At 38.3% G+C, this 25,469-nt stretch carries 39 protein-coding genes and 1 other RNA gene; all 40 read right to left on the bottom strand.

The features are described from left to right. Window positions 1–19: 19 nt before the first annotated feature. The gene (locus BQ5371_RS04545) at window positions 20–370 is read right to left on the bottom strand and encodes a YbaB/EbfC family nucleoid-associated protein (RefSeq protein WP_083377426.1); all 351 of its coding nucleotides are present in this window, start codon (window positions 368–370) and stop codon (window positions 20–22) included. Between the two features lie 98 nt (window positions 371–468). Next, a complete protein-coding gene (gene dnaX, locus BQ5371_RS04540; RefSeq protein ID WP_071132733.1) occupies window positions 469–2,322 on the bottom strand; it encodes a DNA polymerase III subunit gamma/tau in 1,854 nt (617 codons plus the stop codon). Between the two features lie 58 nt (window positions 2,323–2,380). Next, an RNA gene (gene ffs / locus BQ5371_RS04535) (signal recognition particle sRNA small type) lies at window positions 2,381–2,479 on the bottom strand. Window positions 2,480–2,615: 136 nt separating this feature from the next. Continuing rightward, window positions 2,616–2,957, bottom strand: a complete 342-nt coding sequence (gene rplQ, locus BQ5371_RS04530; protein WP_071132732.1) for a 50S ribosomal protein L17 — start codon at window positions 2,955–2,957, stop codon at window positions 2,616–2,618. A 17-nt stretch (window positions 2,958–2,974) separates the two neighbouring features. Continuing rightward, window positions 2,975–3,928, bottom strand: coding sequence for a DNA-directed RNA polymerase subunit alpha (locus BQ5371_RS04525; RefSeq protein ID WP_071132731.1), 954 nt, complete (start codon window positions 3,926–3,928; stop codon window positions 2,975–2,977). 58 nt (window positions 3,929–3,986) lie between these two features. Beyond that, window positions 3,987–4,574, bottom strand: coding sequence for a 30S ribosomal protein S4 (gene rpsD, locus BQ5371_RS04520; RefSeq protein ID WP_071132730.1), 588 nt, complete (start codon window positions 4,572–4,574; stop codon window positions 3,987–3,989). Window positions 4,575–4,596: 22 nt separating this feature from the next. Further along, window positions 4,597–4,992 (bottom strand): 30S ribosomal protein S11, encoded by a 396-nt coding sequence (gene rpsK, locus BQ5371_RS04515; protein WP_071132729.1) that lies wholly within the window; start codon window positions 4,990–4,992, stop codon window positions 4,597–4,599. A gap of 22 nt (window positions 4,993–5,014) precedes the next feature. Continuing rightward, the gene (gene rpsM, locus BQ5371_RS04510; protein ID WP_071132728.1) at window positions 5,015–5,380 is read right to left on the bottom strand and encodes a 30S ribosomal protein S13; all 366 of its coding nucleotides are present in this window, start codon (window positions 5,378–5,380) and stop codon (window positions 5,015–5,017) included. Window positions 5,381–5,489: 109 nt separating this feature from the next. After that, complete coding sequence (gene rpmJ / locus BQ5371_RS04505; protein WP_071132727.1) at window positions 5,490–5,603, bottom strand: 50S ribosomal protein L36; 114 nt, start codon at window positions 5,601–5,603, stop codon at window positions 5,490–5,492. A gap of 10 nt (window positions 5,604–5,613) precedes the next feature. Further along, entirely contained in the window at window positions 5,614–5,832 is a 219-nt protein-coding gene (gene infA / locus BQ5371_RS04500; protein ID WP_071132726.1) for a translation initiation factor IF-1, read from the bottom strand. Window positions 5,833–5,846: 14 nt separating this feature from the next. Next, window positions 5,847–6,599, bottom strand: coding sequence for a type I methionyl aminopeptidase (gene map, locus BQ5371_RS04495; protein WP_071132725.1), 753 nt, complete (start codon window positions 6,597–6,599; stop codon window positions 5,847–5,849). Continuing rightward, window positions 6,599–7,252, bottom strand: a complete 654-nt coding sequence (locus BQ5371_RS04490) for an adenylate kinase (protein ID WP_071132724.1) — start codon at window positions 7,250–7,252, stop codon at window positions 6,599–6,601. The genes map and BQ5371_RS04490 overlap by 1 nt, the downstream gene beginning before the upstream one ends. A gap of 30 nt (window positions 7,253–7,282) precedes the next feature. Next, window positions 7,283–8,560 carry a preprotein translocase subunit SecY gene (gene secY, locus BQ5371_RS04485; RefSeq protein WP_071133121.1) on the bottom strand — a complete coding sequence of 426 codons (1,278 nt, stop codon included), beginning with the start codon at window positions 8,558–8,560 and terminating at the stop codon, window positions 7,283–7,285. Between the two features lie 9 nt (window positions 8,561–8,569). Then, the gene (gene rplO / locus BQ5371_RS04480; RefSeq protein WP_071132723.1) at window positions 8,570–9,010 is read right to left on the bottom strand and encodes a 50S ribosomal protein L15; all 441 of its coding nucleotides are present in this window, start codon (window positions 9,008–9,010) and stop codon (window positions 8,570–8,572) included. Window positions 9,011–9,024: 14 nt separating this feature from the next. Further along, entirely contained in the window at window positions 9,025–9,207 is a 183-nt protein-coding gene (gene rpmD, locus BQ5371_RS04475; RefSeq protein WP_071132722.1) for a 50S ribosomal protein L30, read from the bottom strand. Between the two features lie 11 nt (window positions 9,208–9,218). Next, complete coding sequence (rpsE, locus tag BQ5371_RS04470; RefSeq protein WP_071132721.1) at window positions 9,219–9,722, bottom strand: 30S ribosomal protein S5; 504 nt, start codon at window positions 9,720–9,722, stop codon at window positions 9,219–9,221. A gap of 15 nt (window positions 9,723–9,737) precedes the next feature. Next, on the bottom strand, window positions 9,738–10,103 hold the full coding sequence (gene rplR / locus BQ5371_RS04465) for a 50S ribosomal protein L18 (protein ID WP_071132720.1): 366 nt from the start codon (window positions 10,101–10,103) through the stop codon (window positions 9,738–9,740). 16 nt (window positions 10,104–10,119) lie between these two features. Next, window positions 10,120–10,662 (bottom strand): 50S ribosomal protein L6, encoded by a 543-nt coding sequence (gene rplF, locus BQ5371_RS04460; RefSeq protein ID WP_071132719.1) that lies wholly within the window; start codon window positions 10,660–10,662, stop codon window positions 10,120–10,122. A gap of 10 nt (window positions 10,663–10,672) precedes the next feature. Next, on the bottom strand, window positions 10,673–11,071 hold the full coding sequence (gene rpsH, locus BQ5371_RS04455; protein ID WP_071132718.1) for a 30S ribosomal protein S8: 399 nt from the start codon (window positions 11,069–11,071) through the stop codon (window positions 10,673–10,675). Between the two features lie 71 nt (window positions 11,072–11,142). Then, window positions 11,143–11,328: a type Z 30S ribosomal protein S14 gene (locus tag BQ5371_RS04450; RefSeq protein WP_071132717.1), complete on the bottom strand. Its 186-nt coding sequence runs from the start codon at window positions 11,326–11,328 to the stop codon at window positions 11,143–11,145. A gap of 21 nt (window positions 11,329–11,349) precedes the next feature. Then, complete coding sequence (gene rplE, locus BQ5371_RS04445) at window positions 11,350–11,892, bottom strand: 50S ribosomal protein L5 (RefSeq protein ID WP_071132716.1); 543 nt, start codon at window positions 11,890–11,892, stop codon at window positions 11,350–11,352. A 16-nt stretch (window positions 11,893–11,908) separates the two neighbouring features. Continuing rightward, on the bottom strand, window positions 11,909–12,214 hold the full coding sequence (gene rplX, locus BQ5371_RS04440; protein ID WP_071132715.1) for a 50S ribosomal protein L24: 306 nt from the start codon (window positions 12,212–12,214) through the stop codon (window positions 11,909–11,911). A gap of 13 nt (window positions 12,215–12,227) precedes the next feature. After that, window positions 12,228–12,602, bottom strand: coding sequence for a 50S ribosomal protein L14 (gene rplN / locus BQ5371_RS04435; RefSeq protein ID WP_071132714.1), 375 nt, complete (start codon window positions 12,600–12,602; stop codon window positions 12,228–12,230). Between the two features lie 13 nt (window positions 12,603–12,615). Beyond that, window positions 12,616–12,873 carry a 30S ribosomal protein S17 gene (rpsQ, locus tag BQ5371_RS04430; protein WP_071132713.1) on the bottom strand — a complete coding sequence of 86 codons (258 nt, stop codon included), beginning with the start codon at window positions 12,871–12,873 and terminating at the stop codon, window positions 12,616–12,618. A 20-nt stretch (window positions 12,874–12,893) separates the two neighbouring features. Further along, on the bottom strand, window positions 12,894–13,100 hold the full coding sequence (gene rpmC, locus BQ5371_RS04425) for a 50S ribosomal protein L29 (RefSeq protein WP_071132712.1): 207 nt from the start codon (window positions 13,098–13,100) through the stop codon (window positions 12,894–12,896). Continuing rightward, window positions 13,100–13,534: a 50S ribosomal protein L16 gene (rplP, locus tag BQ5371_RS04420; RefSeq protein ID WP_071132711.1), complete on the bottom strand. Its 435-nt coding sequence runs from the start codon at window positions 13,532–13,534 to the stop codon at window positions 13,100–13,102. Before rplP ends, rpmC begins: the two co-directional genes overlap by 1 nt. Before the next feature lie 18 nt (window positions 13,535–13,552). After that, complete coding sequence (gene rpsC, locus BQ5371_RS04415; protein WP_071132710.1) at window positions 13,553–14,413, bottom strand: 30S ribosomal protein S3; 861 nt, start codon at window positions 14,411–14,413, stop codon at window positions 13,553–13,555. Then, a complete protein-coding gene (rplV, locus tag BQ5371_RS04410) occupies window positions 14,397–14,792 on the bottom strand; it encodes a 50S ribosomal protein L22 (protein ID WP_071132709.1) in 396 nt (131 codons plus the stop codon). The genes rpsC and rplV overlap by 17 nt, the downstream gene beginning before the upstream one ends. Window positions 14,793–14,813: 21 nt before the next feature. Beyond that, window positions 14,814–15,089 carry a 30S ribosomal protein S19 gene (rpsS, locus tag BQ5371_RS04405; RefSeq protein WP_071132708.1) on the bottom strand — a complete coding sequence of 92 codons (276 nt, stop codon included), beginning with the start codon at window positions 15,087–15,089 and terminating at the stop codon, window positions 14,814–14,816. A gap of 14 nt (window positions 15,090–15,103) precedes the next feature. Then, window positions 15,104–15,937, bottom strand: coding sequence for a 50S ribosomal protein L2 (gene rplB / locus BQ5371_RS04400; protein WP_071132707.1), 834 nt, complete (start codon window positions 15,935–15,937; stop codon window positions 15,104–15,106). Window positions 15,938–15,958: 21 nt separating this feature from the next. Beyond that, window positions 15,959–16,249, bottom strand: coding sequence for a 50S ribosomal protein L23 (rplW, locus tag BQ5371_RS04395; protein WP_071132706.1), 291 nt, complete (start codon window positions 16,247–16,249; stop codon window positions 15,959–15,961). Next, complete coding sequence (gene rplD, locus BQ5371_RS04390; RefSeq protein WP_071132705.1) at window positions 16,249–16,872, bottom strand: 50S ribosomal protein L4; 624 nt, start codon at window positions 16,870–16,872, stop codon at window positions 16,249–16,251. The genes rplW and rplD overlap by 1 nt, the downstream gene beginning before the upstream one ends. Before the next feature lie 24 nt (window positions 16,873–16,896). After that, on the bottom strand, window positions 16,897–17,532 hold the full coding sequence (gene rplC / locus BQ5371_RS04385; protein WP_083377425.1) for a 50S ribosomal protein L3: 636 nt from the start codon (window positions 17,530–17,532) through the stop codon (window positions 16,897–16,899). Between the two features lie 74 nt (window positions 17,533–17,606). Continuing rightward, the gene (rpsJ, locus tag BQ5371_RS04380; RefSeq protein ID WP_071132703.1) at window positions 17,607–17,918 is read right to left on the bottom strand and encodes a 30S ribosomal protein S10; all 312 of its coding nucleotides are present in this window, start codon (window positions 17,916–17,918) and stop codon (window positions 17,607–17,609) included. A 345-nt stretch (window positions 17,919–18,263) separates the two neighbouring features. Beyond that, entirely contained in the window at window positions 18,264–18,830 is a 567-nt protein-coding gene (locus BQ5371_RS04375) for a hypothetical protein (protein WP_071132702.1), read from the bottom strand. Window positions 18,831–18,981: 151 nt separating this feature from the next. Next, window positions 18,982–20,280, bottom strand: a complete 1,299-nt coding sequence (locus BQ5371_RS04370) for an amidohydrolase (RefSeq protein WP_071132701.1) — start codon at window positions 20,278–20,280, stop codon at window positions 18,982–18,984. Window positions 20,281–20,446: 166 nt separating this feature from the next. Beyond that, window positions 20,447–20,788 carry a histidine triad nucleotide-binding protein gene (locus BQ5371_RS04365; protein ID WP_071132700.1) on the bottom strand — a complete coding sequence of 114 codons (342 nt, stop codon included), beginning with the start codon at window positions 20,786–20,788 and terminating at the stop codon, window positions 20,447–20,449. A gap of 88 nt (window positions 20,789–20,876) precedes the next feature. After that, window positions 20,877–22,220, bottom strand: coding sequence for a tRNA (N(6)-L-threonylcarbamoyladenosine(37)-C(2))-methylthiotransferase MtaB (mtaB, locus tag BQ5371_RS04360; RefSeq protein WP_205408029.1), 1,344 nt, complete (start codon window positions 22,218–22,220; stop codon window positions 20,877–20,879). Continuing rightward, on the bottom strand, window positions 22,220–23,878 hold the full coding sequence (locus tag BQ5371_RS04355) for a nucleoside kinase (protein WP_071132699.1): 1,659 nt from the start codon (window positions 23,876–23,878) through the stop codon (window positions 22,220–22,222). Before BQ5371_RS04355 ends, mtaB begins: the two co-directional genes overlap by 1 nt. A gap of 236 nt (window positions 23,879–24,114) precedes the next feature. Then, window positions 24,115–25,053, bottom strand: coding sequence for a Fic family protein (locus BQ5371_RS04350; protein ID WP_071132698.1), 939 nt, complete (start codon window positions 25,051–25,053; stop codon window positions 24,115–24,117). Between the last annotated feature and the right edge of the window lie 416 nt (window positions 25,054–25,469).

Below are 25,469 nucleotides of genomic sequence, written 5' to 3'. Positions count from 1 at the left end.
TTAATTTATAATTTATGCTTTATAGACCGGGAATACCAAAACCTCCGGTTATCTTTCCCATTTCATCGTTAACCATTTCATCAACCTGCCTCATAGCTTCGTTGACAGCTGCTATGATTAAGTCCTCAAGCATCTCGCTATCTTCTGGGTCAATTACATCTTTATCAAGTTTAAGTGATACAAGCTCCTTATTTCCATTTACTTTTGCTGATACGGCTCCTCCGCCTGCGGTTGCCTCGACTTCTTTTTCACCGAGCTTATCCTGAGCCTCCTCCATCTCTCTTTGCATAGCCTGCATCTGTTTTAACTGTTTTTGCATATTTCCTGCACTTGGCTTATTTCGCTTGCCAGCCCTCATTCCTTTTCCCATTTTTCCTCCTTAAATTCTAATTTTATTTCAATTATATTATTTTTATTATTTGCCTCGCCTAATATTATTTTAACTTTTTTATACTTAATAAGATTAAACTATCCAAGAATATCAATCTTTGACGGCTCAATCCCAAATGCCTCGCTTATATTGTTTAAGGTTTTATCTATATCGTCATCCTTCATATTGTCAGTTTTTTCGATATTTTCACCAGTAGTTTCACTGCTATTTCTACTCTTTCCATTAGGAGATATATTTTGTGGCTTTTTAGTATTTCTCCCAGTATTCTTATCATTAGAATTAATACCAGCATACGAACTATCTGAAATTTCCCCTGACTTTAGTGTAAAATAAGAATCTTTTCCAAACAGCTTCTTAGCCGCCTCATCTAGCATTTTCTGGCTTGTTTTAGCAAAAGAGAGCTTGCTAGGTTTTACCATTAGAACTATTTCGCCATTCCTATAATCGGTGATTTTACTATTGCTACCAACTATCACATTAAAACCAATATCTCCCGTTGCAACTTCATCGAGGACTTTATTCCACATCTCGTCAAAGTCCATTTCACAAGTTTCTGATTCTTCCTTGGATTTATCTTCTATTTCTTCTTTGTTAGACTTTATTTTTTCCTTTTCTATGCTGCCATTTGCTTCTCCTTTTATTTTATTGCTATTTTCTTCTTTAACTTCTTTTTTTGCTTCTTTATCTTTAATTATCTTTGTTTTATTTATGTCTTTTACTTTATTACTATTTTTTGTTTTTTTATCATCTACTCTTTCTTTAGTATTAATCTTATTTTCTAGGTCTTTTTTTATATTTAATTTTTTCTTGCTTGCACTGATTTCTTTTTTTTCATCTTCATCAATATCTTCCGTTGTTTTGTCAACCATATCTATTATGGCAACTTCTAAAATAATTCTAGGGATATTTGAATACCTTGCTTGATTTACCTTTTTTGAAAGATATTTTATCCAATTTTTAATTTCATCAGTCGATATTTTATCCGCTTGATTTTTCAGCCTATCGATGTTTTCAGAGGAAATTCCAATTAGAACCTCAGCGTTATTCGTACATTTTGCAACCAAAAGATTCCTTAGATATGTCAAAAAGTCAGAAAGCATCTCTTTTGCATCTTTTCCTGCCAAAAGCATATCATTTATTTTGACTATTGCAGATGAAATATCGCCATCTATTACCGCTTCTGTTAATTCAAGATAAAATTCGCTACCGAGTGATTCAGTATAATAATATACCTCTTCCTCCGTAAAATTCTTTTCTCCCGTTTCTATGCACTGCTCTAATATGGAGAGGGCATCTCTAACTGAGCCGTCAGCCTTTCTTGCAATCGTATTGAGTGCTTCTTCTTTCGGTGAAACATCATATTTTTCGCATATCCTTTTCATTCCCTTGACTAGGTCTTTTTCTGAAACCCTCCTGAAATTCAAGGTCATACATCTCGACTTGATTGTCGATTTAACCTTTTCTGGGTCAGTTGTTGCAAGAATGAATATAGCATACTCAGGAGGCTCCTCAAGTGTCTTTAAAAAGGCATTTTCCGCTGCCGGCGTCAACATATGCACTTCATCTATTATATATACCTTATACCTTCCCATTGCAGGTGGATATTGAACCGAGTCAATTATAGCCCTTAGGTCGTCAACTCCGTTGTTTGAGGCAGCGTCAAGCTCTATTACATCCATAAAAGCTCCATCTCTAATAGATTTACAGTTCGTACACTTACCACATGGAATATCTTCTCCCGTGCAATTTATAGCCTTTGCAAGTATTCTGGCTGTAGAAGTTTTACCTGTGCCTCTTGTTCCGGTAAATAAATATGCCTGACTTACCTGCCCTTTCTTTATTTGATTTTTCAAAATTTTGACTATATGTTCCTGACCTATTATTTGGTCAAAATTCTCAGGTCTTTCTAATCTATATAGAGCAAGGTGCATGGCTTCCTCCTTTTGACTATGGTTTATATATTAAATATGCTCCTTTGGTGACTTGCAGACAGATGAGGCTAATCTGTGGCACACAGCAGATCCGCTTATTGCTGCTTCCTCTCGGACCTGACAAGGTTCACGGCTTACTGTTGCACAGGACCCCAAACGGCTGCAAGCCGCCAAAAGAGCACCTTGAACATTATATTATTATTGAATAATAGTGTCAATATTCGGGGATAGCAATATCTGTTACCCCCGAATAGATTGATGAAATATAAAATTATATATTATACAAGTATATATTACACAAGCTCTAAATATACTACCTCTGCATTATCTCCATCGCGAGGTCCAAGCTTAAGAATTCTTGTATATCCGCCGTTTCTATCCTCATAACCTGGAGCAATTTCATCGAAAAGCTTTGTTACAACATCTTCGTCATAAACATATTCAAGAACCTGTCTTCTCGAATGTAGGTCGCCCTTTTTTGCAAGAGTTATAAGCTTCTCTGCTTTACGGCCTGTCTCCTTTGCTCTCATCTGAGTTGTAGTAATCCTACCTTCTCTAAGGAGATCAGTTACAAGATTTCTCAGCATTGATTTTCTATGAGCTGAATTTCTACCAAGCTTTTTGTAGCCGTTCATCCACATTCTCCTTTCTTCTAGTTATCGTCATTGGATCTTAGTTCAAGTCCAAGCTCGCTCAACTTATTTTTAACTTCAACAAGAGATTTCATACCTAGATTTCTAACTTTCATCATCTCTGCTTCGCTTTTCTTAATAAGCTCGTCAACGGTATTTATATTTGCTCTCTTTAGACAGTTAAATGAACGAACGCTCAGCTCAAGTTCCTCAATCGTCATCTCGAGTGCTTTTTCTTTACGATCTACATCACGCTCGATCATGAACTCCATATTGTCCATGTCCTTGCCAAGACCTATAAAGAGGTTCAAATGCTCCTGCATAATCTTAGCACCGATTGATACTCCCTCATCAGGAGTTATTGAGCCATCTGTCCATAGCTCCAGTATTAGCTTATCATAGTCAGTTGTCTGACCTACTCTCGTATTCTCAACGCTAAAATTAGCTCTTTTTACTGGAGTAAATATTGAATCTACCGGAATAACTGAAATAGGTGTGCTTTCAGTTTTATTTTCTTCTGCGGTTACATATCCTCGTCCCGTTGCTATATTCATTTCCATAACCAAGGTTGCATTCTCTGAAAGAGTTGCAATGTGAAGATCTGGATTAAATATCTGGGTTTCATTATCAATTACTATGTCCGCAGCCGTTACCTCTTTAGGACCGACAGCATTTATGATAGCCCTCTTATCTTCCATAGCAGGGTCATCAATTTTTACTGCAAGCCTTTTTAGATTTAGAATGATTTCGGTAACATCTTCTTTCACTCCAGGAATTGTCGAAAATTCATGCAAGATACCATCAATTTTTACCGATGTTATCGCTGCACCTGGAAGAGAACTGAGAAGAATTCTCCTCATGCAATTACCTATTGTCGTTCCATATCCTCTCTCGAGAGGTTCTACAATAAATTTCCCATAGGTACCATCTTCGCTAATCTCATTAGTGATCGTAGGTTTTTCTATCTCGATCATATATTCCTCCCATTCCGATTTACCATATTATATTGAAAAAACAAATTATGTAACTCTACTATCTTGAGTAGAACTCTACGATATTGTGCTCCTCAATTGGTAAATCTATATCCTCACGGGTAGGTGCCTTTAGAATTCTGCCTTCTAACTTTTCTGTGTCTATGCTAATCCACTCCGGTGTTGTAATAACCATCTCCTTTAGTTCTTTGAACTTCTGGATTGATTTTGATTTTTCCTTTACAGAGATTACATCTCCAGCCTTAACTTCCATTGAAGGGATATTAGCTTTCTTTCCATTAATAAGAAAATGTCCATGATTAACCATCTGCCTGGCTTCTCTTCTTGTTGCCGCAAATCCCATTCTGAATACAACATTGTCGAGTCTGCTCTCTAGTGCAATAAGGAAGTTAGTACCGGCCTCACCTGGCTTCTTTGAAGCTTTTACAAAAAGGTTTCTGAACTGCTTTTCCTGAAGCCCATACATGAATTTAACCTTTTGCTTTTCTGTTAGCTGAATTCCGTATTCACTCTTCTTTCTTCTAATCTGCTTTGGCTGTCTTTTGCTTTTCTTGTTAATTCCCATGTACTGAGGCTCAATTCCAAGTGCCTTTGCTCTCTTCAGTACTGGTTCTCTATTTCTTGCCATGTATCGTTACTCCTCCCCTCTATTAGACTCTTCTCTTCTTTGGTGGTCTACATCCATTATGTGGAATTGGTGTTATATCCTTAATCATAGTTACATTGAGTCCGGCAGTCTGAAGTGCTCTTATAGCAGCTTCTCTACCTGAACCCGGTCCCTTAACATATACTTCCACACTCTTTAGACCGTGCTCCATCGCAGCCTTAGCTGCAACTTCTGCAGCACTTGATGCTGCAAAAGGTGTAGATTTTCTTGAACCTCTGAAGCCATTTGAGCCCGCACTAGACCATGATAGTGCGTTTCCATCCATATCTGTTAGAGTAACCAAGGTGTTATTAAAGGTGGACTGGATGTGAGCCTGGCCTTTTTCAATATTCTTGCGTTCTCTTTTTTTCTTTCTAACTGTTTTTTTAACAGTAGCCATATTTCTCTACCTCCTTTTCCCCTTATTTCTTCTTTCCTGCAAGACGCTTTGGACCTTTTCTTGTTCTCGCATTAGTCTTAGTTTTCTGTCCTCTTACAGGAAGACCTCTTCTATGCCTTATTCCTCTATAGCTTCCTATTTCCATAAGCCTTTTTATATTGAGTGATGTTTCTCTTCTGAGATCTCCCTCAACCATTAGCTCATCATTGATAAATGAAGCTATTTTACGAGTGTCTTCCTCTGTTAGATCCTTAACTCTTACATCAGGATTTACTCCTGTTGCATTAAGGATTTTCTTAGATGTTGTCAGACCTATCCCGTAGATATATGTTAGAGCGATTTCAACTCTCTTATCATTAGGTAGATCAACTCCGGCAATTCTTGCCATCTCTTCCTCCTTTCCTATCTTCCGTCACCTTTCTGGGGGTGATATAGACAGGTGTAACATTTTGTTTATAATTTAGCACCAAAATCCCAGCATAGTGGTGCTTTTTTAACTAACCTTGCCTCTGCTTGTGCTTTGGATTTTCACAGATAACCATGACCTTGCCATGTCTTTTGATAATTTTGCACTTCTCACAGATAGGCTTAACTGAAGATCTTACTTTCATTCTTGCCTCCCTACTTTTCTCTCCATGTAATTCTTCCACGGGTGAGGTCATATGGTGACAATTCCACCTTAACCTTATCTCCTGGAAGAATCCTTATGTAGTTCATTCTAATTTTACCAGATATATGGGCGAGCACCTCAAATCCATTTTCTAACTCAACTTTGAACATTGCGTTAGGCATTGCATCTACTACTCTGCCCTCTACCTCTATAACATTTTTTTTAGCCATATATCATACTCCCCTTAAAGAGTTAATAATTCCGGTTCTCCATCATTAATGACAACCGTGTTCTCATAATGTGCCGATAGACTTCTGTCATCTGTAATTACAGTCCACTCGTTATCCAGTGTCCTAGTACCATATGAACCTAGAGAAAGCATTGGCTCTATGGCTATAACCATATTCCGCTTGAGATGTGGCCCCGCCTTCATTCCGGGGTCCTTATAGTTAGGAACAGGTGGATCTTCATGTAAATCCTTACCTAAACCATGCCCTAAATACTCTCTTATAACTCCCATGCCATTGGATTCAGCATATTTTTGAACTGCCTCTCCTATATCATGAAGTCTATAGCCTGTGCGGGCATATTTTACTCCTTCAAAAAAGCTTTGCCTTGTAACATCTATAAGCTTTTTTTCTTTCTCTCCAATACTACCTACAGGATAGGTTCTTGCAGCATCGCTAACATACCCTCTGTATGTAGCACCGGTATCTACGCTGACTATATCTCCCTCTCGCAGTATACGCTTCTTAGACGGAATACCGTGAACTATCTCTTCATTTATAGATACGCAGGCTCCCGCAGGAAAACCTCCATATCCTTTAAAGGTCGGTATCATCTTATAATGGGCAATCTTGTCCTCAACAAAAGCATTAATATCGTAGGTAGTAATATTTGGCTTTATAAAATCACTTAATTCCCTAAGAATTTCTCCTGTAACTTTTCCAGCCTCACGCATTAATGCAATTTCACGATCAGACTTGATTATAATCATTACCTATCTCCAATTGCCTTACAGATTTCTTCAAATAGGCTGTCAAGCTGTTTCTCTCCATCAAATGATTCAAGCTTTCCGCTCTTCTCATAATAGTTAAATAGAGGTGCAGTTTCCTTATCATATACATTAAGCCTATTTGTAACAGTATCAAGATTATCATCTGCTCTCTGCACGAGTTCATTGCCACATCTGTCGCAAATTCCATCTTTCTTTGGTGGAATATTCTTGATGTGGAAGCTTGCTCCACAATTCTTGCAGACTCTTCTTCCGGTCATTCTTTCGACAAGCACATCGTGAGCAACCTTAAAGTCAATAACTATATCTATCTGCTCATCGTTTTCCTTGAGGAATTCATCAAGTTTTTCTGCCTGAAATACTGTTCTTGGAAATCCGTCGAGAAGGAAGCCCTGCTTCTTGCAATCATCTTCACTAAGTCTTGATGTAACAAGCTCAACTACGAGTTCATCCGGAACGAGTTTGCCTGCGTTCATATATTCCTTAGCTTTATTCCCGAGTTCAGTGCCTTCTTTAATATTTTTTCTAAAGATGTCACCTGTTGAAATATGTGGAACATTGTACTTCTCTACAAGCTTAGCTGCCTGTGTACCCTTGCCTGCGCCCGGAGGTCCGAGCAAAATAGCTCTTAACATTTTTTTCTCCTCTCTTTCCTGTACAATATTTTACTTGAGAAATCCTTGATAATTTCTCATTAGCATCTGATTCTCCAGCTGCTGAACTGTATCAAGTGCAACTCCAACCATGATCAGGAGAGATGTTCCTCCAAATGCAAGGTTATTAAGCGGAGTGAACTGATTTATTATAGTAGGCAATGTCGCTACTGCTGCTAGGAAAATTCCACCAGCTAGACAAAGCCTTGACATAATTCTTGATAAATATTCTATTGTTGCCATTCCCGGTCTAATTCCCGGTATAAATCCACCATTGGCTCTCATCTGGTCCGCAACCTCTTTTGGATTAAAAGTTATAATCGTATAGAAGTATGTAAACATCATGATGAGCATCACATTTAATACTGCGTAAACCCATACTCCAGGATTACCTGATGGCGATAGATATTTTGTTACAAAATCTGTAAACTTAGTTCCTGGGAAGAAATATGTGATTGTCAGCGGAAATTGTAAAAGGGAAAGAGCAAATATAATTGGAATTACTCCTGCCTGATTTACTTTCATCGGTATATGAGTAGATTGTCCACCATACATCTTTCGTCCAACTACTCTCTTAGCATATTGAACAGGAATTTTTCTGACACCCTGTTGCATCTCAATAACCACCATAACTATCAATATAGATATAATGACGATTGCGATTATCGCTATAATGCTTAATTCTCCACCCTTAATTTTAACAGATAATCCTCTTATCATAGTAGGAATTCTAGCTACAATTCCTCCAAATATTAAGAGTGAAATACCATTGCCAACACCCTTATCATTTATCTCTTCACCTAGCCACATTAGGAAGGTAGATCCAGCTGTCAATATTACAATAATTGTAATCATTGTAAAGGCATTCGGATTGATAATCGCCTTTCTGAACAACCCGATAGTCAAACCTATTGCTTGAATCAAGGCAAGTACAACGGACATATACCTTGTGATTTGAGCCATCTTTTTACGGCCCTCTGCCCCTTCTTTGGCTAACCTCTCAAAATATGGAAAGGCAACCGTAAGAAGCTGAACAATGATCGATGCTGTAATATAAGGTGTAATACTCAATGCGAATATTGTGAAATTGCTGAATGCACCACCGGAAAATAGATCAAATAGATCGAAAAGTCCTGTCTCTCCACTGAACATTTGTGCAAGATAAGCTCTATCAATCCCTGGAACAGGAATATTTGAGCCAATCCTATATATGAGGAGCATCAAAAGTGTGAATATTATCTTGCTTCTTGTTTCCTCAATCTTCCATGCCTTAGAGAGCGTTTTCAGCAAATACATAGCTTAAATAACCTCTACCTTTCCGCCTGCTTTCTCAATCTTTATAGCGGCACTCTTAGTAAATTTTGCGGCTTTTACAGTTAATTTCTTTTCTATTTCTCCATTGCCTAGAACCTTAACTCCGTCCTTTGCCTTTTTGATTATTCCTGCTTCTTTTAGGGAGTTAAAATCAACAACCGATCCATCTTCAAACTTATTAAGCACGCTAACATTTATCTCAGCATATTCCTTTGCAAAGCGATTTGTAAAACCCCTCTTAGGAATACGCCTATATAATGGCATCTGTCCGCCCTCAAATCCAAGTCTGACGCCACCGCCACTTCTTGAATTCTGACCGTTCATACCTCTTCCGGATGTCTTACCCTGTCCGGTTCCAGTTCCACGACCTCTTCTTTTACGATTCTTTGTTGAATTCTCAGCCGCCTTCAATTCATGAAGTCTCATCTCTATGCACCTCCTTATAGTTCTTCTACTTTAAGAAGATGCGAAACCTTCGTAATTGCTCCACGAGTTGCTGGTGAATCCATAAGCTCTACTGAATGGTGTAGCTTACGCAAACCGAGTGCTTCAACAGTCTTCTTCTGCTTAGGTGAAGAACCAATAGTGCTGCGAACTAGTGTAATTCTTAGCTTCTTATCCATGTTCTTCCTCCTTATCCTAATATCTCTTCAGGCGTTTTTCCACGACGCTTAGCTACTTCTTCAAGTGTGGTTAGATTCTTTAGCCCTACAAGTGTAGCTAAAGCCATATTACCTGTGTTACTTGAACCTAAAGACTTAGCTCTTACATCTTTTACTCCTGCTGCCTCAAGTACCGTTCTTACAGATGAACCTGCAATAACTCCTGTACCAGGTGCTGCTGGCATAATTAGAACTCTGCCTGCTCCAAATACTCCCGTAATCTGGTGAGGAACCGTAGTGCCTACCGTTGGGACATATATTAATTTCTTCTTAGCATCTTCTGTTGCTTTTCTTACTGCTTCAGGAATTTCCTGAGATTTTCCAAGACCGATACCAACATGACCAGCCCCATCACCTACTACAACAGTTACACTGAACCTCATGTTACGACCACCTTTTACAGTCTTTGCAACACGCCTAATGTTTACTATTGTCTCAGTAAGCTCCAGCTTGGATGCATCTATTCTAGTACGCATTCCTTTTCCTCCCTTTTAGAATTTCAATCCTGCTTCACGAGCACCTTCTGCAAGCTCTTTGACTCTGCCGTGGTAAATATAGCCACCTCTGTCAAATGCTACTTCTTCGATACCCTTTGCAATTGCTCTTTTGCCAAGTTCTAATCCAACTTTCTTTGCAGCCTCTTTATTGCCTGTCTTTGTGAAATCTCCCTTGATTTCCTTATCAAGTGTAGAAGCTGAGACAAGTGTATTCCCGTTCACATCATCAATAATCTGAGCTGAAATATTGTTATTGGACCTATAAACGCTGAGCCTTGGCTTGTCGGGAGTACCAGATACATCTTTTCTTACTCTTTTGTGCCTCATTAGGCGTCTGTCATTTCTACTTGCTTTTGCCATATCTTATCCTCCCTTCTTATGCGGTTGCTCCGCTCTTTCCTTCCTTCTTATGAATAACTTCTCCGTCGTAGATTATTCCCTTACCCTTATATGGTTCAGGCTTTCTCCACTTTCTTATATTAGCTGCGTAATTTCCTACGAGCTCCTTATCAATACCCTTGACTATAATTGTATTTGCGTCAGGACATTCTGTGGTTATTCCGTCAGGATCTACCATCTCAACAGGATGTGAAAGCCCAAGCTTTAAGACAAGTTTGTTGCCCTGCTTTGTTGCAGAGTATCCAACACCATTTACAGTCATTTTCTTTTCATAACCCTCGGTAACTCCAACTACCATATTATGAATCAAAGCTCTTGCAAGACCGTGTTGCTCCTTGTCTTTTCTGTTGTCACTTGGTCTAATTACTGAAAGGGAATTTTCATTAAGCTCTACCTTGAGATTATCTGCTATCTTGCAATTAGCTTCTCCCTTAGGTCCCTTTATTTTAATAATATTAGCATCTGTTGATACCTCTACGCCGGCAGGTATATCAACAGGTTTTAGTCCTATTCTACTCATAATACACCCCCTACCAAACGTAGCAAATAACTTCTCCACCGACTCTTTCTTTTCTAGCTTGTTTGTCGGTGATAACACCCTTAGATGTTGATATTATAGCTATCCCTAAGCCGCCCAGTACCTTTGGCACCTGATCTGCCTTAGCATATACTCTAAGACCTGGCTTAGATATTTTCTTTATTCCGATAATTGTGCGTTCTTTGTCATAACCATATTTGAGATCAATTTTAATTGTTCCCTGAGCATTATCATTTACAACCTTATAATCGGTAATAAAACCCTCATTCTTCAAAATTTCAGCAATAGATTTTTTCATCTTAGATGCCGGAATTTCAACTGAGCTATGACCAGCCGTATTTGCATTTCTAATTCTTGTTAGCATATCTGCTATTGGGTCTGTCATTGCCATAACAGTAATTTCTCCTTTCCTCGCGTGGTTCCCGCACCATTAACTAGGCGACAGGCCTTCGCAAACAAATCCTACCAGCTTGATTTTTTTACGCCGGGGATCTCTCCTTTATAAGCAAGCTCTCTGAAGCATACACGACAAATTCCGTATTTCTTCAAGACAGAGTGAGGTCTTCCACAAATCTTGCATCTCGTGTAAGCTCTTGTCTTATACTTTGGTTTTCTCTGCTGCTTAACCTTTAGTGAAGTCTTAGCCATTTTTCCTCCTTCTCCTTCTTGCTATTTAGCGAACGGCATACCTAGAAGCTCAAGTAAAGCCATAGCTTCTTCGTCAGTATTAGCTGTAGTTGTAAAAACAATATTCATTCCTTTTACTGTCTCTACTTCATCATATACTATCTCAGGGAAAATTAGCTGTTCTCTAATTCCCATCGAATAATTACCTCTGCCGTCGAATGAGTTCCTACTTACTCCCTTGAAGTCTCTTACTCTAGGAAGGGAAAGGTTGAAAAGCTTGTCTGCAAAGTTGTACATATTATCGCCTCTGAGCGTAACTTTAGCTCCAACTGGCATACCCTGTCTAACCTTGAAATTAGCAATAGACTTTCTAGCCTTTGTAACAACAGGTCTTTGACCAGTTATCTTTGCGATTTCCTTAACGGCACTGTCCAAAATCTTTGCATTTTCCTTTGCTTCTCCAAGGCCCATGTTGATTGTGATCTTTTCTAGCTTTGGAACCTGCATAGGATTCTTATATCCGAACTTTTCTGTCAGAGCTTTAACCACATCGGTCTTATACTTGTTTCTTAATCTGATTTCCAATGTTTCTCCTCCTTTCCTAGTCTATTACGGTGCCAGACTTCTTTGACACTCTTACTTTCTTACCGTTTTCAAACTTATATCCAATTCTTGAACCCTTCTTCTCTTTAGCATCATAGTACATTACATTTGACGCATCGATTGGTCCTTCGATATGTTTGATTTCAGCCGGTGATTTCTGGGTAGCCTTTGCGTGCTTTGTCTGCATATTAACTCCCTCAACCACAACCTTGTTCTTCTTCGGTAGTACTTTCTTTACTTTGCCGGTCTTACCCTTATCCTTACCGGAGATAACTACTACCGTATCATCTTTTTTAATCTTCATAATAGCTAACCTCCTATAGAACTTCCGGTGCAAGAGAAACTATCTTCATATATCCTGTATCTCTTAGCTCTCTGGCAACCGGTCCAAAAATACGAGTACCGACTGGTGTCTTGTCATTTTTATCTTTGATAATAACTGCAGCATTCTGATCGAACTTTACATAGCTTCCGTCAGTTCTTCTCATACCTCTCTTGCTTCTAACAACTACAGCCTTAACAACATCGCCCTTCTTAACAACTCCGCCCGGTGTTGCATCTTTAACCGCACAAACAATCACATCTCCGATATTGGCATATTTGCGTCCGGTTCCTCCTAATACGCTGATACATAGGAGTTCTTTTGCTCCGGAGTTGTCGGCAACCCTTAATCTGCTTTCTGTCTGTATCATTTTTGCCGCCTCCTTACTTAGCCTTTTCTATGATTTCAACAAGTCTCCATCTCTTATCCTTTGAAAGAGGTCTTGTTTCCATAATTCTAACCTTATCACCTATGCCACACTCATTATTTGCATCATGAATTTTGAACTTCTTAGTCCTCTTGATTGCTTTGCCATAAAGAGAATGTCTTACATGCTCACGAGTTGCTACTACTGCAGTCTTATCCATCTTATCACTTGTAACGATACCAACTCTGGTCTTGCGTCTATTTCTTTCTTCCATAGTTTACATCCTCCTTTCTATTATGCGTTCTTCTCTTTTGCTTGTTCATTCTCTCTGATGATAGTCTTAACTCTCGCAATATCTCTGCGAACTTCTCTCATCTTTACTGGATTCTCAAGCTGTCCTGTAACATGTTGAAATCTTAGATTGAAGAGTTCCTGTTTCATTCTTGCGAGCTCTGCAGTTCTCTCCTGATCTGTCATTTTTCTTATCTTATTCAAATCCATTATTCGTCACCATCCTTTTTCTGCTCGTGTCCTTTGACGACGAATTTGCACTTGATAGGCAATTTATATGAAGCAAGTTTTAAAGCTTCCTTTGCCTTCTCTTCGCTAACTCCTGAAATCTCAAACATAACTCTGCCCGGTTTTACAACTGCTACCCAGTATTCAGGTGCACCTTTACCGGATCCCATACGAACTTCTGCCGGCTTCTTAGTGACAGGTTTATGTGGGAAAATCTTTATATATACATTTCCGCCTCTTTTTATGGACCTAGTCATGGCAATTCTCGCTGCTTCGATCTGCTTTGAATCGATCCATGCACACTCCTCAGCCATGAGCCCATATTCTCCATATGTAACGGTGTTACCCTTAGTTGCAACACCTTTCATTCTGCCTCTGTGGACTCTTCTGCGTTTAACGCGCTTTGGCATTAACATGGCAAGTCTCTCCTTTCTCTACGCTTCCGTTTCAACCTCAGGTTTTTTCGCCGGTGCCACTTCAGGCTTTGGCTCTTCCTTAGGTGTCTTTCTCACTCTTGTTGTTGCCGGTTTTGCTTCCGGTCTTGCTTCACGCCTGTCATTTCTCTTGTTAAATGACCTCTTGCGATCTCTTCTGTCATTTCTTCTGCCCTTACGGTCTTTTCTGTCGTTTGTCTTTTCTGTTGCTACAGGGCTCTTTAATCCCTTATCTAGGATTTCGCCGTGATTTATCCAGACTTTAACTCCAATTTTTCCGTATGTTGTGTCAGCTTCTGCAAAACCGTAGTCAATGTCAGCTCTCAGCGTATGTAGAGGTACATTACCTTCGCTATATTTTTCGCTTCTAGCAATTTCCGCTCCGCCAAGTCTACCTGAGCAAAGAATCTTTATACCCTTAGCATCTGCCTTCATGGTCTTTTGGATTGCCTGTTTCATCGCTCTTCTAAATGAAACTCTTCTCTCAAGTGCCTGTGCAACGCTTTCAGCAGTTAGCTGTGCATCGAGTTCAAATCTTCTTACTTCTTCAATTGAGATTTCAACTTTTTTGCCAGTCATCTTCTCAAGATTTTTCTTTAGCTCGTCTATACCTTCTCCTGACCTTCCAACAACCATACCGGGCCTTGCTGCAAGCATAGTTACCTTTATCTGTGTTGCCGCTGGTCTTTCGATAAGTATATTTGCAACTCCTGCTGCATATAATTTCTTTTTGATATAATTTCTAATCTGGTTATCTTCTGCAAGGAAGTTTGCAAAATCCTTTTTGTTGGCATACCATTTTGCATTCCAGTCCTTATTGATACCAACTCTTAAGCCATGTGGATTAACTTTCTGACCCATCTGGTGAACCTCCTTCTACTTCTTTTGCCGCTTTAGCTGTCATTTCAGTTCTCTCTTTGAGAGTTACACCGATGTGGCTACTTCTCTTGAATATCATCGATGCTCTGCCCTGAGCTCCTGCTCTATAGCGTTTCATCGTTGGTCCCTGATTAGCAAATACCTCAGCGACATATAAATCGTCGGGGTTCATATCAAAGTTGTTTTCTGCATTTGCAGCCGCAGACATAACAACCTTTTCAATGAGCTCAGCTCCCTTTCCGGGAGTAAATTTCAATATTGTCAATGCCTCATTTAGGTCTTTTCCTCTTACCAAATCAGCAACAGGCTTTAGTTTGCTTGGAGACATCCTGACATATTTAGCAATTGCTTTTGCTTCCATATCTCTTTACCTTCTCCTTTCCTACTTTTTAACTACCTTGTCACCGGAATGACCTTTGAATGTTCTGGTAGGTGCAAATTCGCCGAGCTTATGTCCTACCATATCTTCTGTTATATATACTGGTACATGTTTGCGTCCATCGTGAACTGCAATCGTGTGTCCAACCATCTGAGGGAAAATCGTAGATGCTCTTGACCACGACTTAATAACTTGTTTTTCATTCGCCTCATTCATCGCTTCGATTCTCTTAAGAAGTTTCGCATCGACAAATGGTCCTTTTTTAAGCGATCTTGACATTGTCTACTCCTTTCCTACTTTCCATCTCTTCTTCTAACAATATATTTATCTGAAGATTTCTTCTTCTTTCTTGTCTTATATCCAAGTGCAGGCTTACCCCAAGGTGTAACAGGACTCTTTCTACCGATAGGAGTTCTACCTTCACCACCGCCGTGTGGGTGATCATTAGGGTTCATAACAGAACCTCTAACTGTAGGTCTGATACCCATATGTCTTTTTCTTCCCGCCTTACCTATATGGATATTTCCATGCTCCTCATTTCCTACTTCTCCGATTGTAGCTCTGCAGTTAGACCTTACCATTCTAACTTCTCCGGATGGAAGCCTTACCTGTGCGTAATCTCCCTCTTTTGCCATGAGCTGAGCACCGTTACCTGCTGCCCTTACAAGCTGAGCACCTTTACCTGGCTTGAGTTCAATGTTGTGAATAATTGTACCTAACGGTATATTAGCAATTGGAAGTGCATTTCCTACCTTGATGTCTGAATCTGCACCTGAGACGATTACATCTCCTACTCCCAGTCCATCAGGAGCGATGATATATCTCTTTTCTCCGTCTGCATAATATAAAAGTGCAATATTTGCCGACCTGTTAGGATCATACTCGATTGTCTTTACTGTTGCCGGAATATTGTCCTTATTTCTCTTGAAATCTATGATTCTATATTTCGGTCTTGTGCCTCCACCTCTGTGTCTTACTGTAATCTTTCCTCTTGCATTTCTACCTGAATGCTTTTTTAGAGTTACTGTAAGGGACTTTTCGGGCTTATCTGCCGTTATTTCTTCAAAAGTTGAAACGGTCATGCCTCTTAAGCCCGGGGTAGTCGGTTTGTATTTTTTAATTCCCATTTTCCTACATTCCTCCTTTTATTAGAGCCCCTGGAAGAGTTCAATCTCTTTGCTGTCCTCCGTGAGAGTAACAATTGCCTTCTTATATGAAGATGTCATTCCCTGAGTTCTGCCCATTCTCTTCTTTTTACCATTAACATTCATGATGTTTACTTTTTTAACATCTACGCCGAAGATTTCTTCAACTGCCTTTCTTACTTCCGTCTTATTGCAGTTAGCATTGACCTTAAATAAGTACTTCTTGTCTTCAGCAAGGTCCATGCTTAACTCGGTAATGATAGGCCTTTCAATTACATCGTAACCCGTCTTCATTATGCATATACCTCCTCAATCTTCTTTGCAGCATCCTTTGTGAGGATGAGGCTGTAATGGTTAACTATCTCATATACATTCATTGTGCTTACAAGTGCTGTTCTTACGCCTTTGATATTAGATGCAGACCTTATGATATTTTCATCTTTTTCGCTTGTAACGATAAGAGCTTTCTTCTCTGCTTTTACAGCATCTAGCATCTTAATCATGTCCTTGGTCTTAGGTGCTTCAAACTTTATGCTGTCAATTACGATTAACTCGTCCTCTTTAAGCTTACTTGACAGTGCAGACTTTAGAGCGAGTCTTTTTACCTTCTTAGGGATTGAATATCTGTAGTCCCTAGGCTTTGGTGCAAATACCACTCCTCCGCCAATCTGTGAAGGGTCTGTTGAGCTTCCCTGTCTATGTCTGCCTGTTCCTTTCTGTCTGAATGGCTTACGACCTCCGCCTCTAACTTCTCCTCTGTTCTTGGCAGATTGGGTTCCCTGTCTCTGGTTTGCCAAGTAATTCTTTATTGTGTCATGTACGGCGTGTTCATTTGGCTCTATAGCGAAAATTTCATCTGCAAGCTCAATATCGCCAACTGCCTTGCCTGACATGTCCAGCATTGTTACCTTTGCCATTTTAGTTCCTCCTTTCTGCCTTTACTACTTATCCTGACCTTTGATCGCATATCTTACCTTGACAATTCCACCTTTTTTGCCCGGAATTGCTCCCTTAACGAGCATGATATTGCGGTCTTCTATAACTTTTACAAGAACTACATTCTGAACGGTAATCTTATCTCTACCCATTCTTCCAGGTGCCTTATTGCCCTTGAATACCCTTGATGGATATGTACCAGCGGCAAGTGCACCAGCAAGCCTCTTGTGCTTAGAGCCGTGAGTCATAGGTCCTCTTCTGTGGCCATGCCTCTTAATATTACCTTGAGTTCCCTTACCCTTTGATGTTCCTGTTACATCGAGCTTTGAACCCTCTTCAAAATCAGCAACTGTGATTTCCTGTCCTACTTCATATGTTTCACCATCTTCGACTCTAAATTCAGTCAAGTATTTCTTAGGTGCGACATTTCCCTTTTCAAAATGTCCTGTCATAGGCTTATTAACTCTGTGAGGCTTCTGGTCTTCATATCCAACCTGAACTGCGTTATATCCGTCAGTCTCTTCGGTCTTAACCTGAACAACTACCTCAGGGCCAGCCTCAATTACAGTCACCGGTACGACATTTCCATCTTCTGTGAAAATCTGTGTCATGCCGATTTTCTTTCCAATTAGTGTTTTCATAATTTCCTCCTACTTTGTTTACAGCGGATCGCTCCGGTTTGGACTAACCCTCTCGTGCGATCTTACTAAATGAGTTAGAGCTTGATTTCAATATCAATTCCTGCAGGCATATCGAGCCTAGTCAATGCGTCTGTTGTCTTTGTTGTCGCATTTGTAATGTCGATTAGTCTTTTGTGTGTTCTCTGCTCAAATTGCTCTCTGCTGTCCTTATACTTGTGAACGGCTCTGATTATCGTTACCACTTCTTTCTCAGTCGGTAGTGGAATTGGTCCAGATACCTCCGCTCCTGTTTTTTTTGCAGCTTCTACAATCTTTGCAGCACTCTTGTCGAGCAGTGCGTGGTCGTAAGCCTTCAGTCTGATTCTGATCTTTTGTAATTCACTCATTTCTAACCTCCGTTTGTACTGTTTTCGCTATGCTTGTACAGGATTTCGCCTTATTTACACTTATTCGTGCGTTTCCTCATTCCTTGCACAATACAAAATATAAAGCGAACCCTTCGCCCTCATCTTGTGAGGACAATTCTCAGTGAAAGTTCCCCGATAGCACGGCAATCTCCCACTTCTTCGCCTTAAACAAGCCTTGTAATTATACTATGCCTTATTATAAATCGCAAGTAGTTTTTTAAAAAAATTTAACAATTATTTGATATTTCTAATATTCTATTCTCTATTTTTCAAGCTCTATAGAGGTTGAACCTTAACACTCTTTCTGGCGTTTCTAGTTCGCTATTATTGCTTAGTATTATCTCCATATACAAAGTCGAATAACTCACTAATTGCCACATAAAGCTCCTCTTTTTTTATTCTTTTAACCGCTTCTGCAATCTCCTTTGCTGTAATATCACGCACGATAATTTCGCGATCCCTAAATGAATATGGTTTAAAAAACTCATCTTCGTCCTTTATGATTCCCCTCGCATCTGCATAATTCTTAATACCATCTTCATCTATCCTAGTAGCGTAGGCATGAATTATCATCTTATTTGACTTCCTAATCATTACCTCGCCTCGCCATTCCGGCATTTTTTTCAAAAAATAAACGAGGTAAAGATTGCAATAACCATGCAAAAATTCCTCGACATTGTGATTTCCGCCGAACTTAACCAGATATAGCGGATTAGTTTTTTTATTATTTGTATTATTTTTATTGTTTTTATTATTATTATTCTTTTTTCTTATATTCCTTATGTTATTTATTATTTTTATACTATTTATACTTTTTATACTCCTAATAGTCTTACTAATCTTTATTTTGCCTGTATTTATTGATGATTTTAAAAATTTAACTAATCGCATTTTACTCTTCAAAAAAATTTTAAATTTAGCTAATAGTATTTTTGCTTTATTAAGACAGATTTAATAACAATTTAATTTTATAAGTCCACAATAAAACAAGCCACGAGCTACATCTTTTGAAATTAATTCAAGGTATAAAATAGAATTCAAACTACATCTTTTGAAATGCCGATCTCTTGCCAACCTCGTATTTAATCTTTTCAATATCAAGAGTGATGAACTCGCCATCTTTATATAAAATTTTTCCATCAACCATAGTCATTCTCACATCTCGACCTGATGATGAATATACTATGTTGTTGATGAGATTGTCCCTAGGATTCATGCTCGGCGACTCTATGTCAATCGCTATGATGTCCGCCCTATTTCCCACTTTAAGGCTTCCGCAGGCTTCCCTGCCCTGTGCAATCGCCCCATCGATAGTCGCACTCTTAATCACTTCTTCAGCTTTCATTCTAGCCGGATTCTTGCTCTTATACTTACCAAGCAAGGCAAAAATCTTCATCTCTTCAAAAAAGTTTAAGCTATTATTGCTTGAAGCTCCGTCCGTTCCAATTGTGACTCTGATTCCCTCATCAAACAGTTTATTAACATCGCATATTCCGCTTGCCAGCTTCAAATTGCTCACAGGGCAACTTGCTACTGTTACCTTTTTATCTCTAAGAATCTCTCTATCCCTGTCATCTAACCATACGCAGTGAGCCGCCGTCACCTTAACATCGAAAACGCCATTCCTTAGAAGCAATTCTACCGGACTTATTCCGCCATATCTCCTCCTGCACTCGATTACTTCTCTCTCTGTTTCTGCAAGATGTATATGTGTTCTCAGATTGTTTTCAATTGCATAATCTGCGACAGCTTTGATAGTGGGTTCATCATTTGTATATTCCGCATGAAGTGAGGCATCGACTATTATCCTGCCTGAACCTATTCCTTGGAAGCTCTCATTTGTATATACCATCTCCTTGAATGTAATATCATCATGAGGATTTGCTTGAGACATATTTGAAACTGACCTTGATATATTTGCTTTCATTCCGCTATCAAGCACTGCCTTCGCTAGACCATCTGTGAGGAAGTACATATCGGTTGTGGAAACAATTCCATAGCTCATAGATTCTGCCATTGATAGGAGAGAGCCCCAGTATACATCTTCCCTATTCAAGGTTTTTTCAAATGGAAAAATCTTCTTATTTAGCCACTCATGAAGTTCTAAGCCCTCTCCATATCCACGAAGTAGCGACATCGGAGAATGTGCATGGGAATTATAAAATCCGGGCATCAAAAGCAGACCCTTACCGTCAATGCTTTCCTCTTCTTTATCTTTATCTTGATTTTGATTAGGACATTTCTCCCCAATATAGGTTATAATTTCATCTTCTGTTTTAAGATAGATATTATTTCTAATTTGAAAATTTTCATCCAGAATAGAAATATTTTTAAATAACATCGCAAATCTCCTCTACTGAATAGAGTTTTTTATGATTATAATTTTAATAGGTGCGTTTAAATTGTATGCTGTTAATTCATATGGTTTTTACTAATACGCTGTTTATTTATATGCGTTTAATTCATACGATTTTAACTCATACGCTTTTGATGAAAATACCTATCTTCTAGCCCGGTGGCCATATCATCTTCCTCTTTCCGAGGATATGAATATGTAGGTGCTTTACAGTTTGCTGTCCATCTTCCCCGCAATTTATTACCACTCTATATCCATTGTCCAGTTCAAGGATTTTTGCAATATGCTTAATCTTAAGCATCATATGAGAGATAAGTGAGCTATCTTCTTCTGTTAGCTCGTCCATTGAAGAAATGTGGACTTTTGGGACCATAAGAACATGAACCGGTGCCATAGGCGAAGCATCTTTGAATACAGTGATAAGTTCGTCTTGATAAACGATCTCTGACGGAATTTCACCATTTGCAATTTTGCAAAAAATGCAGTCACTCATCGAATTCTCCTTTCTATATCTAAACCAATTTATAATCTAAACCAATCTATCATCTAAAGCAATTAATAATATCTTGTATCCATCAAGGCTATTCTATCATTTCTACTTGAGCTAAGCACCCGTCCTCATAGGGTTCGATAATTCTAACATTATAAAACTCGCCTGTTTTAATATTTCTATCCCTGTCAAGAATATATGCCTTGATATAATTTCCAGTATATCCAGTGACATAATCTCCAGTCCTTTCCTCGGTGAGAACTCTCTCAACTGTCATCTTATTTTTATTTATAAAATTTAGAGATACCTTTGATGCCTCGCTTATCAGCTTATCAATTCTTCTATTTTTTATATCGCTATCAACTCTATTCTTAAATGAGGCTGCCTTCGTCCCCTTCCTTGGGGAGTATTTAAAAGCGTGAACCCTGCAAAACTCAGCCTCAGATAGAAGCATAAGTGAATCCTCGAAGTCTTTTTCGCTTTCATAAGGAAATCCCACTATTATGTCTGTACTTATGCCGTATAATGGGTCATAATCTCTTATTGCCTTAACGATTTTCAAATACCCATTTCTATCATAGGTTCTATTCATCTTTTTAAGGATATTTGTACTTCCGCTCTGAGCTGAAAGGTGGAGATGCCTTGCGAGCTTGTCATATCCTATAAGGCTCATTACATCATCTTTATTAACCACCGTAGGCTCAAGTGAGCTAAGCCTTATTCTGAAATCGCCCTCAATTTCATCTATCTTCTCTATTAGCTCAGAAAGCGGATACCTGCCATTTTTTTCAAAATCAAATCCATAAAGTGCTGTATTTATACCCGTTAAAACAATTTCTTTAGCACCATTTTTAAGAAGCGAATGTACCTCTAAAATAATGTCATCTAAAGACCTGCTCCTTATCCTTCCTCTCGCAAATGGAATCATGCAATATGAGCAAAATCTGTTGCACCCCTCCTGTATCTTAATATACGCTCTAGTTCTACCTGAGGCTATGCCTAGGCTAATTCCCATGTCCTCGTAGCAATTTAAATCTTCTAAAGGCAGTACGCTAACTATTTTTTCATGAGATTTGATGTCTATCAGCCTATGCACGGTTTCATAAATTGTAGATTTTAAATTATTTCCGATTACAATATCGACATCATCAATTTTTTCCACTTCTTCTGACGCAACCTGTGCATAGCAACCTGTCACGACGATGAGTGCATCTTTATTAATTTTCTTCTTTCTTCTTATAATCTGCCTAGATTTTCTGTCAGCTATTCCCGTTACGGTGCAGGTATTTATAATATAAACATCTGCAAATTCATTTTCGCCTGCGATTTCATCTCCATGCGATGCAAATTGTTCTGAGATAAGTTCGGATTCATACTGATTTACCTTGCAGCCAAGGGTATGAATAGACACTTTTAACTTGCCCATGCTTTTCATCAAATAGTTCCGCCTCCTATGAACTCTCTCAATATAGAATCATTATTTATATAATTATCTTCTGTCATCTTCGATACATATCTAAGCTCTCTCAAAAGCCTTGATGCAGCCGAATACTCAGGAGAATCCTCCTTGACTTTCTTCAAAAGAGGCTCTGCATATTTTTTTATAACTGCCATTTCATATAAGTGTACTGAATTAAAGAAAATATCTGCCTCATGAGTGTATGGGAATATGTTTACACTTTCTGCCTCATGGACCTTAGACCACCTTTTGAGTGTCTCCTCTGCTGTATGATCTCTTGTCCTTGCGTCTCTAATAATTCTTCTGAAAATTCTAGTGTCCGTTGCTGGAATTCTATTATGTGCATCCAAATTAAGCTGGGTAAGAGGACTTATGTATATTTTGAATTTCTCAGAGTCATCAATCTCGCCTGTCAATGCGTGGTTAAATGCGTGTATTCCTTCGACGATTATCGGTTGACCGCTTTCAAGTCTCGTCATTCTCTTTCCAAACTTCTTATGCCCTGTAATAAAATCAAATATAGGCATATCAACTTCTTTGCCCAAAAGCAAATCGTTCATATTGTTGTTGAAAAGCTCTATATCTACAGCATCTATCGACTCAAAATCATATTCACCATTCTCATCTCTTGGCGTGTCTTCCCTCTCAACGAAATAATCATCGGTGCCTATATATAGAGGTCTAAGACCATTAACCATAAGCTGAATAAGAAGTCTTCTTGCAAAAGTGGTCTTTCCTGATGAAGATGGTCCGAGAATGAGAATCATCCTCTTCTTTTCTTCTGTAATTCTATTTGCTATCTGAACTATCTTCTTGTCGTGCAAGGCTTCGCTAAGCTGAATAATGGTGCGACTTATCTCTTTATCCAAGGTTGCATCGTTTAAGTCCGCCATGTAATTTATGCCAAGTAAGCTTTTCCACTCTGCTTGTTCAACAAAAGCATTGTAGACAATGTAGTCATCTTCAAATCTTGGTATTGAATGTGGGTCTGATGGGTGCGGATACCTTAGCAATATTCCATCTCTATATCTCATAAGTTCAAAATTGTTAAGATATGAAGTTGATGGAACAAGGTAGTTATAGAAAAATTCGCTATATCCATCTAAGGAATATATTTTGATTGTTTCATCATTTGCAAGCTTGTTAAGTAGTCTTGATTTATCATCAAGCCCTTCTTCCTCGAGAAGCTTTTTCCCCTCTTCTTTAGTAAACTCGCGACTAATTATTGGAATATCATCTTCTACTAGCTTCTTCATCCTCTGGTATATCTTGGCAACTTGCTCTTCATCTACCTTTTCATCATAGGTTATATAAAGTCCGTCATTAATAGACGCTCTAACCCTCATGCCAGGCTTATCGCCAAGCAGATCGGAAGACGCCTTGAGTAGCAATAAGGTCAAACTGCTCTGATATGATAGATATGCTTCATTATTTGTAATATCCAAAAATTCTATTGTTTCGCCGTCTTGAACCACATAGTCAAGTGGCACGATATGGTTGTTAGCCATGGCGATAACCACATCATTTTTAAATTTATCCCTATATTTTAAATAGAGTTCTTCTATCTTTATGCCTTTATCTATCTCAATATTTTCATATGTACCGCTAGGGTCTCTTTTTATCTTCACCATCATTATTGATGCCTCCAAATTCGTTTATATAAACTTAGTTATGAAGTTTATCACAGTGATAAATAAGGGTCAAGCACGCTGAAATTCCAAGTCTTTAATCATTGCCTTGATACGCCGTATTCATCTTTGATTCTGCTATATATAAAACACCTGCTGTTAGAGAGTTGCCTTGTATTAGCATTTATATTTGGGGAATAAAATTATAGATTCTTATAATTAAAGTTCCCCAAAGTTTATAATTAGATAGTTTTCCAACAATTGTTTTTCATAAAATTAGAAATAATAGCTATGTCATTTCCCTCATAATACTTTACAAGTAGCTTTTTAAATTCTGGAACTTCTTTTTTTGGAATAACCAAAAAACCACCTCCATGGGATATTAAATAGTGGTTAGCAAAAATAACAGATGCCCTCTTATTCCCATCAAGGAAAATCTGTGTCTTCATACAATATAGGCATAATTTGATTGCAATATTAATTACTTCGTCAGCTTCTTCAGTAATCTCTTTTATTTTATCTTTAACATCTATTTCAATTGGCAATGGAGGTACATAAGATGAGCCTCCAATAGTAACAGGAACTCCGCGTATACGACCTCCTTCAGCGAAAAAGCCCTCATTAACAAGACTCGCAATATGACTAAGCATATAATAGTCTGATTTGCTCGCAATTACATCTCTATCTAATATAAACTCCCATGCGTGTTTAAGATTTAAAATTTTTTGTACATCGGTTGCTGTCATGCCGGTAACTTTTCCATTATCTATGATTTCTTCTGTTTGAGGAAAAGATGTTGCTACTCCCTCTAGTACAGCCTGATCATAAATATTCATCTTCATATTTGCTCTCGCAAATGCAATATTAATTATAACCTCAATAGATAATTCATCTTCAGAGTATCCACTATCAGCTAGTTGCTTTTCTATATGTCTTAGTTTCTTCCTTATTTCTCGTATTTCTCTAGCATTACGAAGCAGTAAATTATAGAGTTCTTCGGTATACACGCCAACATATGTTGATGTCAATTTGCCAGCAACTCGTTTTCTTATATATAAATATTTTCGATCGCCACGCTCTTTAATTTCTGGTGTGCCATCATAAGGCATCAAATTCAATCTTGTATGAAGATCAGCACGCCTTCTGAGTAATTCTTGTATTTCGTTATATTTTATAGTCATTGCTTTCTCTCCCTTGGGGAACTTTTTATTTAATATTATGCCATTTTGTTCCCCAATTTTCAATAATATACATGAAGCTCTTTTTATTTGAAAATTTAAATTAATAAGACGAGTAGATTTTTTTCATCAATTATCTTATCTTTTTCTATATTCATATCTCATGCTTCTTGTCTGCGAATAATTTATATGTTTCCCCACACTTTTTATTCATATATAAATCAATCATAGTCAAGGGTTAATCGCAAACACAAGGAATAATTTTCGTGGCATAATATATTTTTTGTTCCCCAAATTTTAATAATATGCAGGAGCACTTTTTATTTTAATGTCAAAATTAAATTTCACATTTATTAAAATAGGAGCACTTTTATTTTTTAAATGCTAAATAATAAAACGATGACGAGGTGGCTTTGCTA

Source organism: Alterileibacterium massiliense, assembly GCF_900104645.1.
Classification (GTDB): Bacteria; Bacillota; Clostridia; order Peptostreptococcales; family Anaerovoracaceae; genus Alterileibacterium; species Alterileibacterium massiliense.
The sequence above is the reverse complement of the archived record's forward strand: the minus strand, read 5'-3'. Positions and strand labels throughout refer to the sequence as shown.

Coding starts and splice junctions, on each gene's coding strand:
- BQ5371_RS04545 (WP_083377426.1), bottom strand. CDS start 370: ATGGGAAAAGGAATGAGGGCTGGCAAGCGAAATAAGCCAAGTGCAGGA.
- dnaX (WP_071132733.1), bottom strand. CDS start 2,322: ATGCACCTTGCTCTATATAGATTAGAAAGACCTGAGAATTTTGACCAA.
- rplQ (WP_071132732.1), bottom strand. CDS start 2,957: ATGAACGGCTACAAAAAGCTTGGTAGAAATTCAGCTCATAGAAAATCA.
- BQ5371_RS04525 (WP_071132731.1), bottom strand. CDS start 3,928: ATGATCGAGATAGAAAAACCTACGATCACTAATGAGATTAGCGAAGAT.
- rpsD (WP_071132730.1), bottom strand. CDS start 4,574: ATGGCAAGAAATAGAGAACCAGTACTGAAGAGAGCAAAGGCACTTGGA.
- rpsK (WP_071132729.1), bottom strand. CDS start 4,992: ATGGCTACTGTTAAAAAAACAGTTAGAAAGAAAAAAAGAGAACGCAAG.
- rpsM (WP_071132728.1), bottom strand. CDS start 5,380: ATGGCAAGAATTGCCGGAGTTGATCTACCTAATGATAAGAGAGTTGAA.
- rpmJ (WP_071132727.1), bottom strand. CDS start 5,603: ATGAAAGTAAGATCTTCAGTTAAGCCTATCTGTGAGAAGTGCAAAATT.
- infA (WP_071132726.1), bottom strand. CDS start 5,832: ATGGCTAAAAAAAATGTTATAGAGGTAGAGGGCAGAGTAGTAGATGCA.
- map (WP_071132725.1), bottom strand. CDS start 6,599: ATGATTATAATCAAGTCTGATCGTGAAATTGCATTAATGCGTGAGGCT.
- BQ5371_RS04490 (WP_071132724.1), bottom strand. CDS start 7,252: ATGTTAAGAGCTATTTTGCTCGGACCTCCGGGCGCAGGCAAGGGTACA.
- rplO (WP_071132723.1), bottom strand. CDS start 9,010: ATGAGACTTCATGAATTGAAGGCGGCTGAGAATTCAACAAAGAATCGT.
- rpmD (WP_071132722.1), bottom strand. CDS start 9,207: ATGGATAAGAAGCTAAGAATTACACTAGTTCGCAGCACTATTGGTTCT.
- rpsE (WP_071132721.1), bottom strand. CDS start 9,722: ATGCGTACTAGAATAGATGCATCCAAGCTGGAGCTTACTGAGACAATA.
- rplR (WP_071132720.1), bottom strand. CDS start 10,103: ATGGCAAAAGCAAGTAGAAATGACAGACGCCTAATGAGGCACAAAAGA.
- rplF (WP_071132719.1), bottom strand. CDS start 10,662: ATGAGTAGAATAGGACTAAAACCTGTTGATATACCTGCCGGCGTAGAG.
- rpsH (WP_071132718.1), bottom strand. CDS start 11,071: ATGGCAATGACAGACCCAATAGCAGATATGCTAACAAGAATTAGAAAT.
- BQ5371_RS04450 (WP_071132717.1), bottom strand. CDS start 11,328: ATGGCTAAGACTTCACTAAAGGTTAAGCAGCAGAGAAAACCAAAGTAT.
- rplX (WP_071132715.1), bottom strand. CDS start 12,214: ATGAAGATTAAAAAAGATGATACGGTAGTAGTTATCTCCGGTAAGGAT.
- rplN (WP_071132714.1), bottom strand. CDS start 12,602: ATGATACAGACAGAAAGCAGATTAAGGGTTGCCGACAACTCCGGAGCA.
- rpsQ (WP_071132713.1), bottom strand. CDS start 12,873: ATGGAAGAAAGAAATAGACGCAAGACCAGAGTTGGTATCGTTACAAGT.
- rpmC (WP_071132712.1), bottom strand. CDS start 13,100: ATGGATTTGAATAAGATAAGAAAAATGACAGATCAGGAGAGAACTGCA.
- rplP (WP_071132711.1), bottom strand. CDS start 13,534: ATGTTAATGCCAAAGCGCGTTAAACGCAGAAGAGTCCACAGAGGCAGA.
- rpsC (WP_071132710.1), bottom strand. CDS start 14,413: ATGGGTCAGAAAGTTAATCCACATGGCTTAAGAGTTGGTATCAATAAG.
- rplV (WP_071132709.1), bottom strand. CDS start 14,792: ATGGAAGCAAAAGCAATTGCTAAATATGTCAGGATGTCTCCAAGCAAA.
- rpsS (WP_071132708.1), bottom strand. CDS start 15,089: ATGTCAAGATCGCTTAAAAAAGGACCATTTGTCGATGCGAAACTTCTT.
- rplB (WP_071132707.1), bottom strand. CDS start 15,937: ATGGGAATTAAAAAATACAAACCGACTACCCCGGGCTTAAGAGGCATG.
- rplW (WP_071132706.1), bottom strand. CDS start 16,249: ATGAAGACGGGTTACGATGTAATTGAAAGGCCTATCATTACCGAGTTA.
- rplD (WP_071132705.1), bottom strand. CDS start 16,872: ATGGCAAAGGTAACAATGCTGGACATGTCAGGCAAGGCAGTTGGCGAT.
- rplC (WP_083377425.1), bottom strand. CDS start 17,532: ATGAAAACACTAATTGGAAAGAAAATCGGCATGACACAGATTTTCACA.
- rpsJ (WP_071132703.1), bottom strand. CDS start 17,918: ATGAGTGAATTACAAAAGATCAGAATCAGACTGAAGGCTTACGACCAC.
- BQ5371_RS04375 (WP_071132702.1), bottom strand. CDS start 18,830: ATGCGATTAGTTAAATTTTTAAAATCATCAATAAATACAGGCAAAATA.
- BQ5371_RS04370 (WP_071132701.1), bottom strand. CDS start 20,280: ATGTTATTTAAAAATATTTCTATTCTGGATGAAAATTTTCAAATTAGA.
- BQ5371_RS04365 (WP_071132700.1), bottom strand. CDS start 20,788: ATGAGTGACTGCATTTTTTGCAAAATTGCAAATGGTGAAATTCCGTCA.
- mtaB (WP_205408029.1), bottom strand. CDS start 22,220: ATGAAAAGCATGGGCAAGTTAAAAGTGTCTATTCATACCCTTGGCTGC.
- BQ5371_RS04355 (WP_071132699.1), bottom strand. CDS start 23,878: ATGATGGTGAAGATAAAAAGAGACCCTAGCGGTACATATGAAAATATT.
- BQ5371_RS04350 (WP_071132698.1), bottom strand. CDS start 25,053: ATGACTATAAAATATAACGAAATACAAGAATTACTCAGAAGGCGTGCT.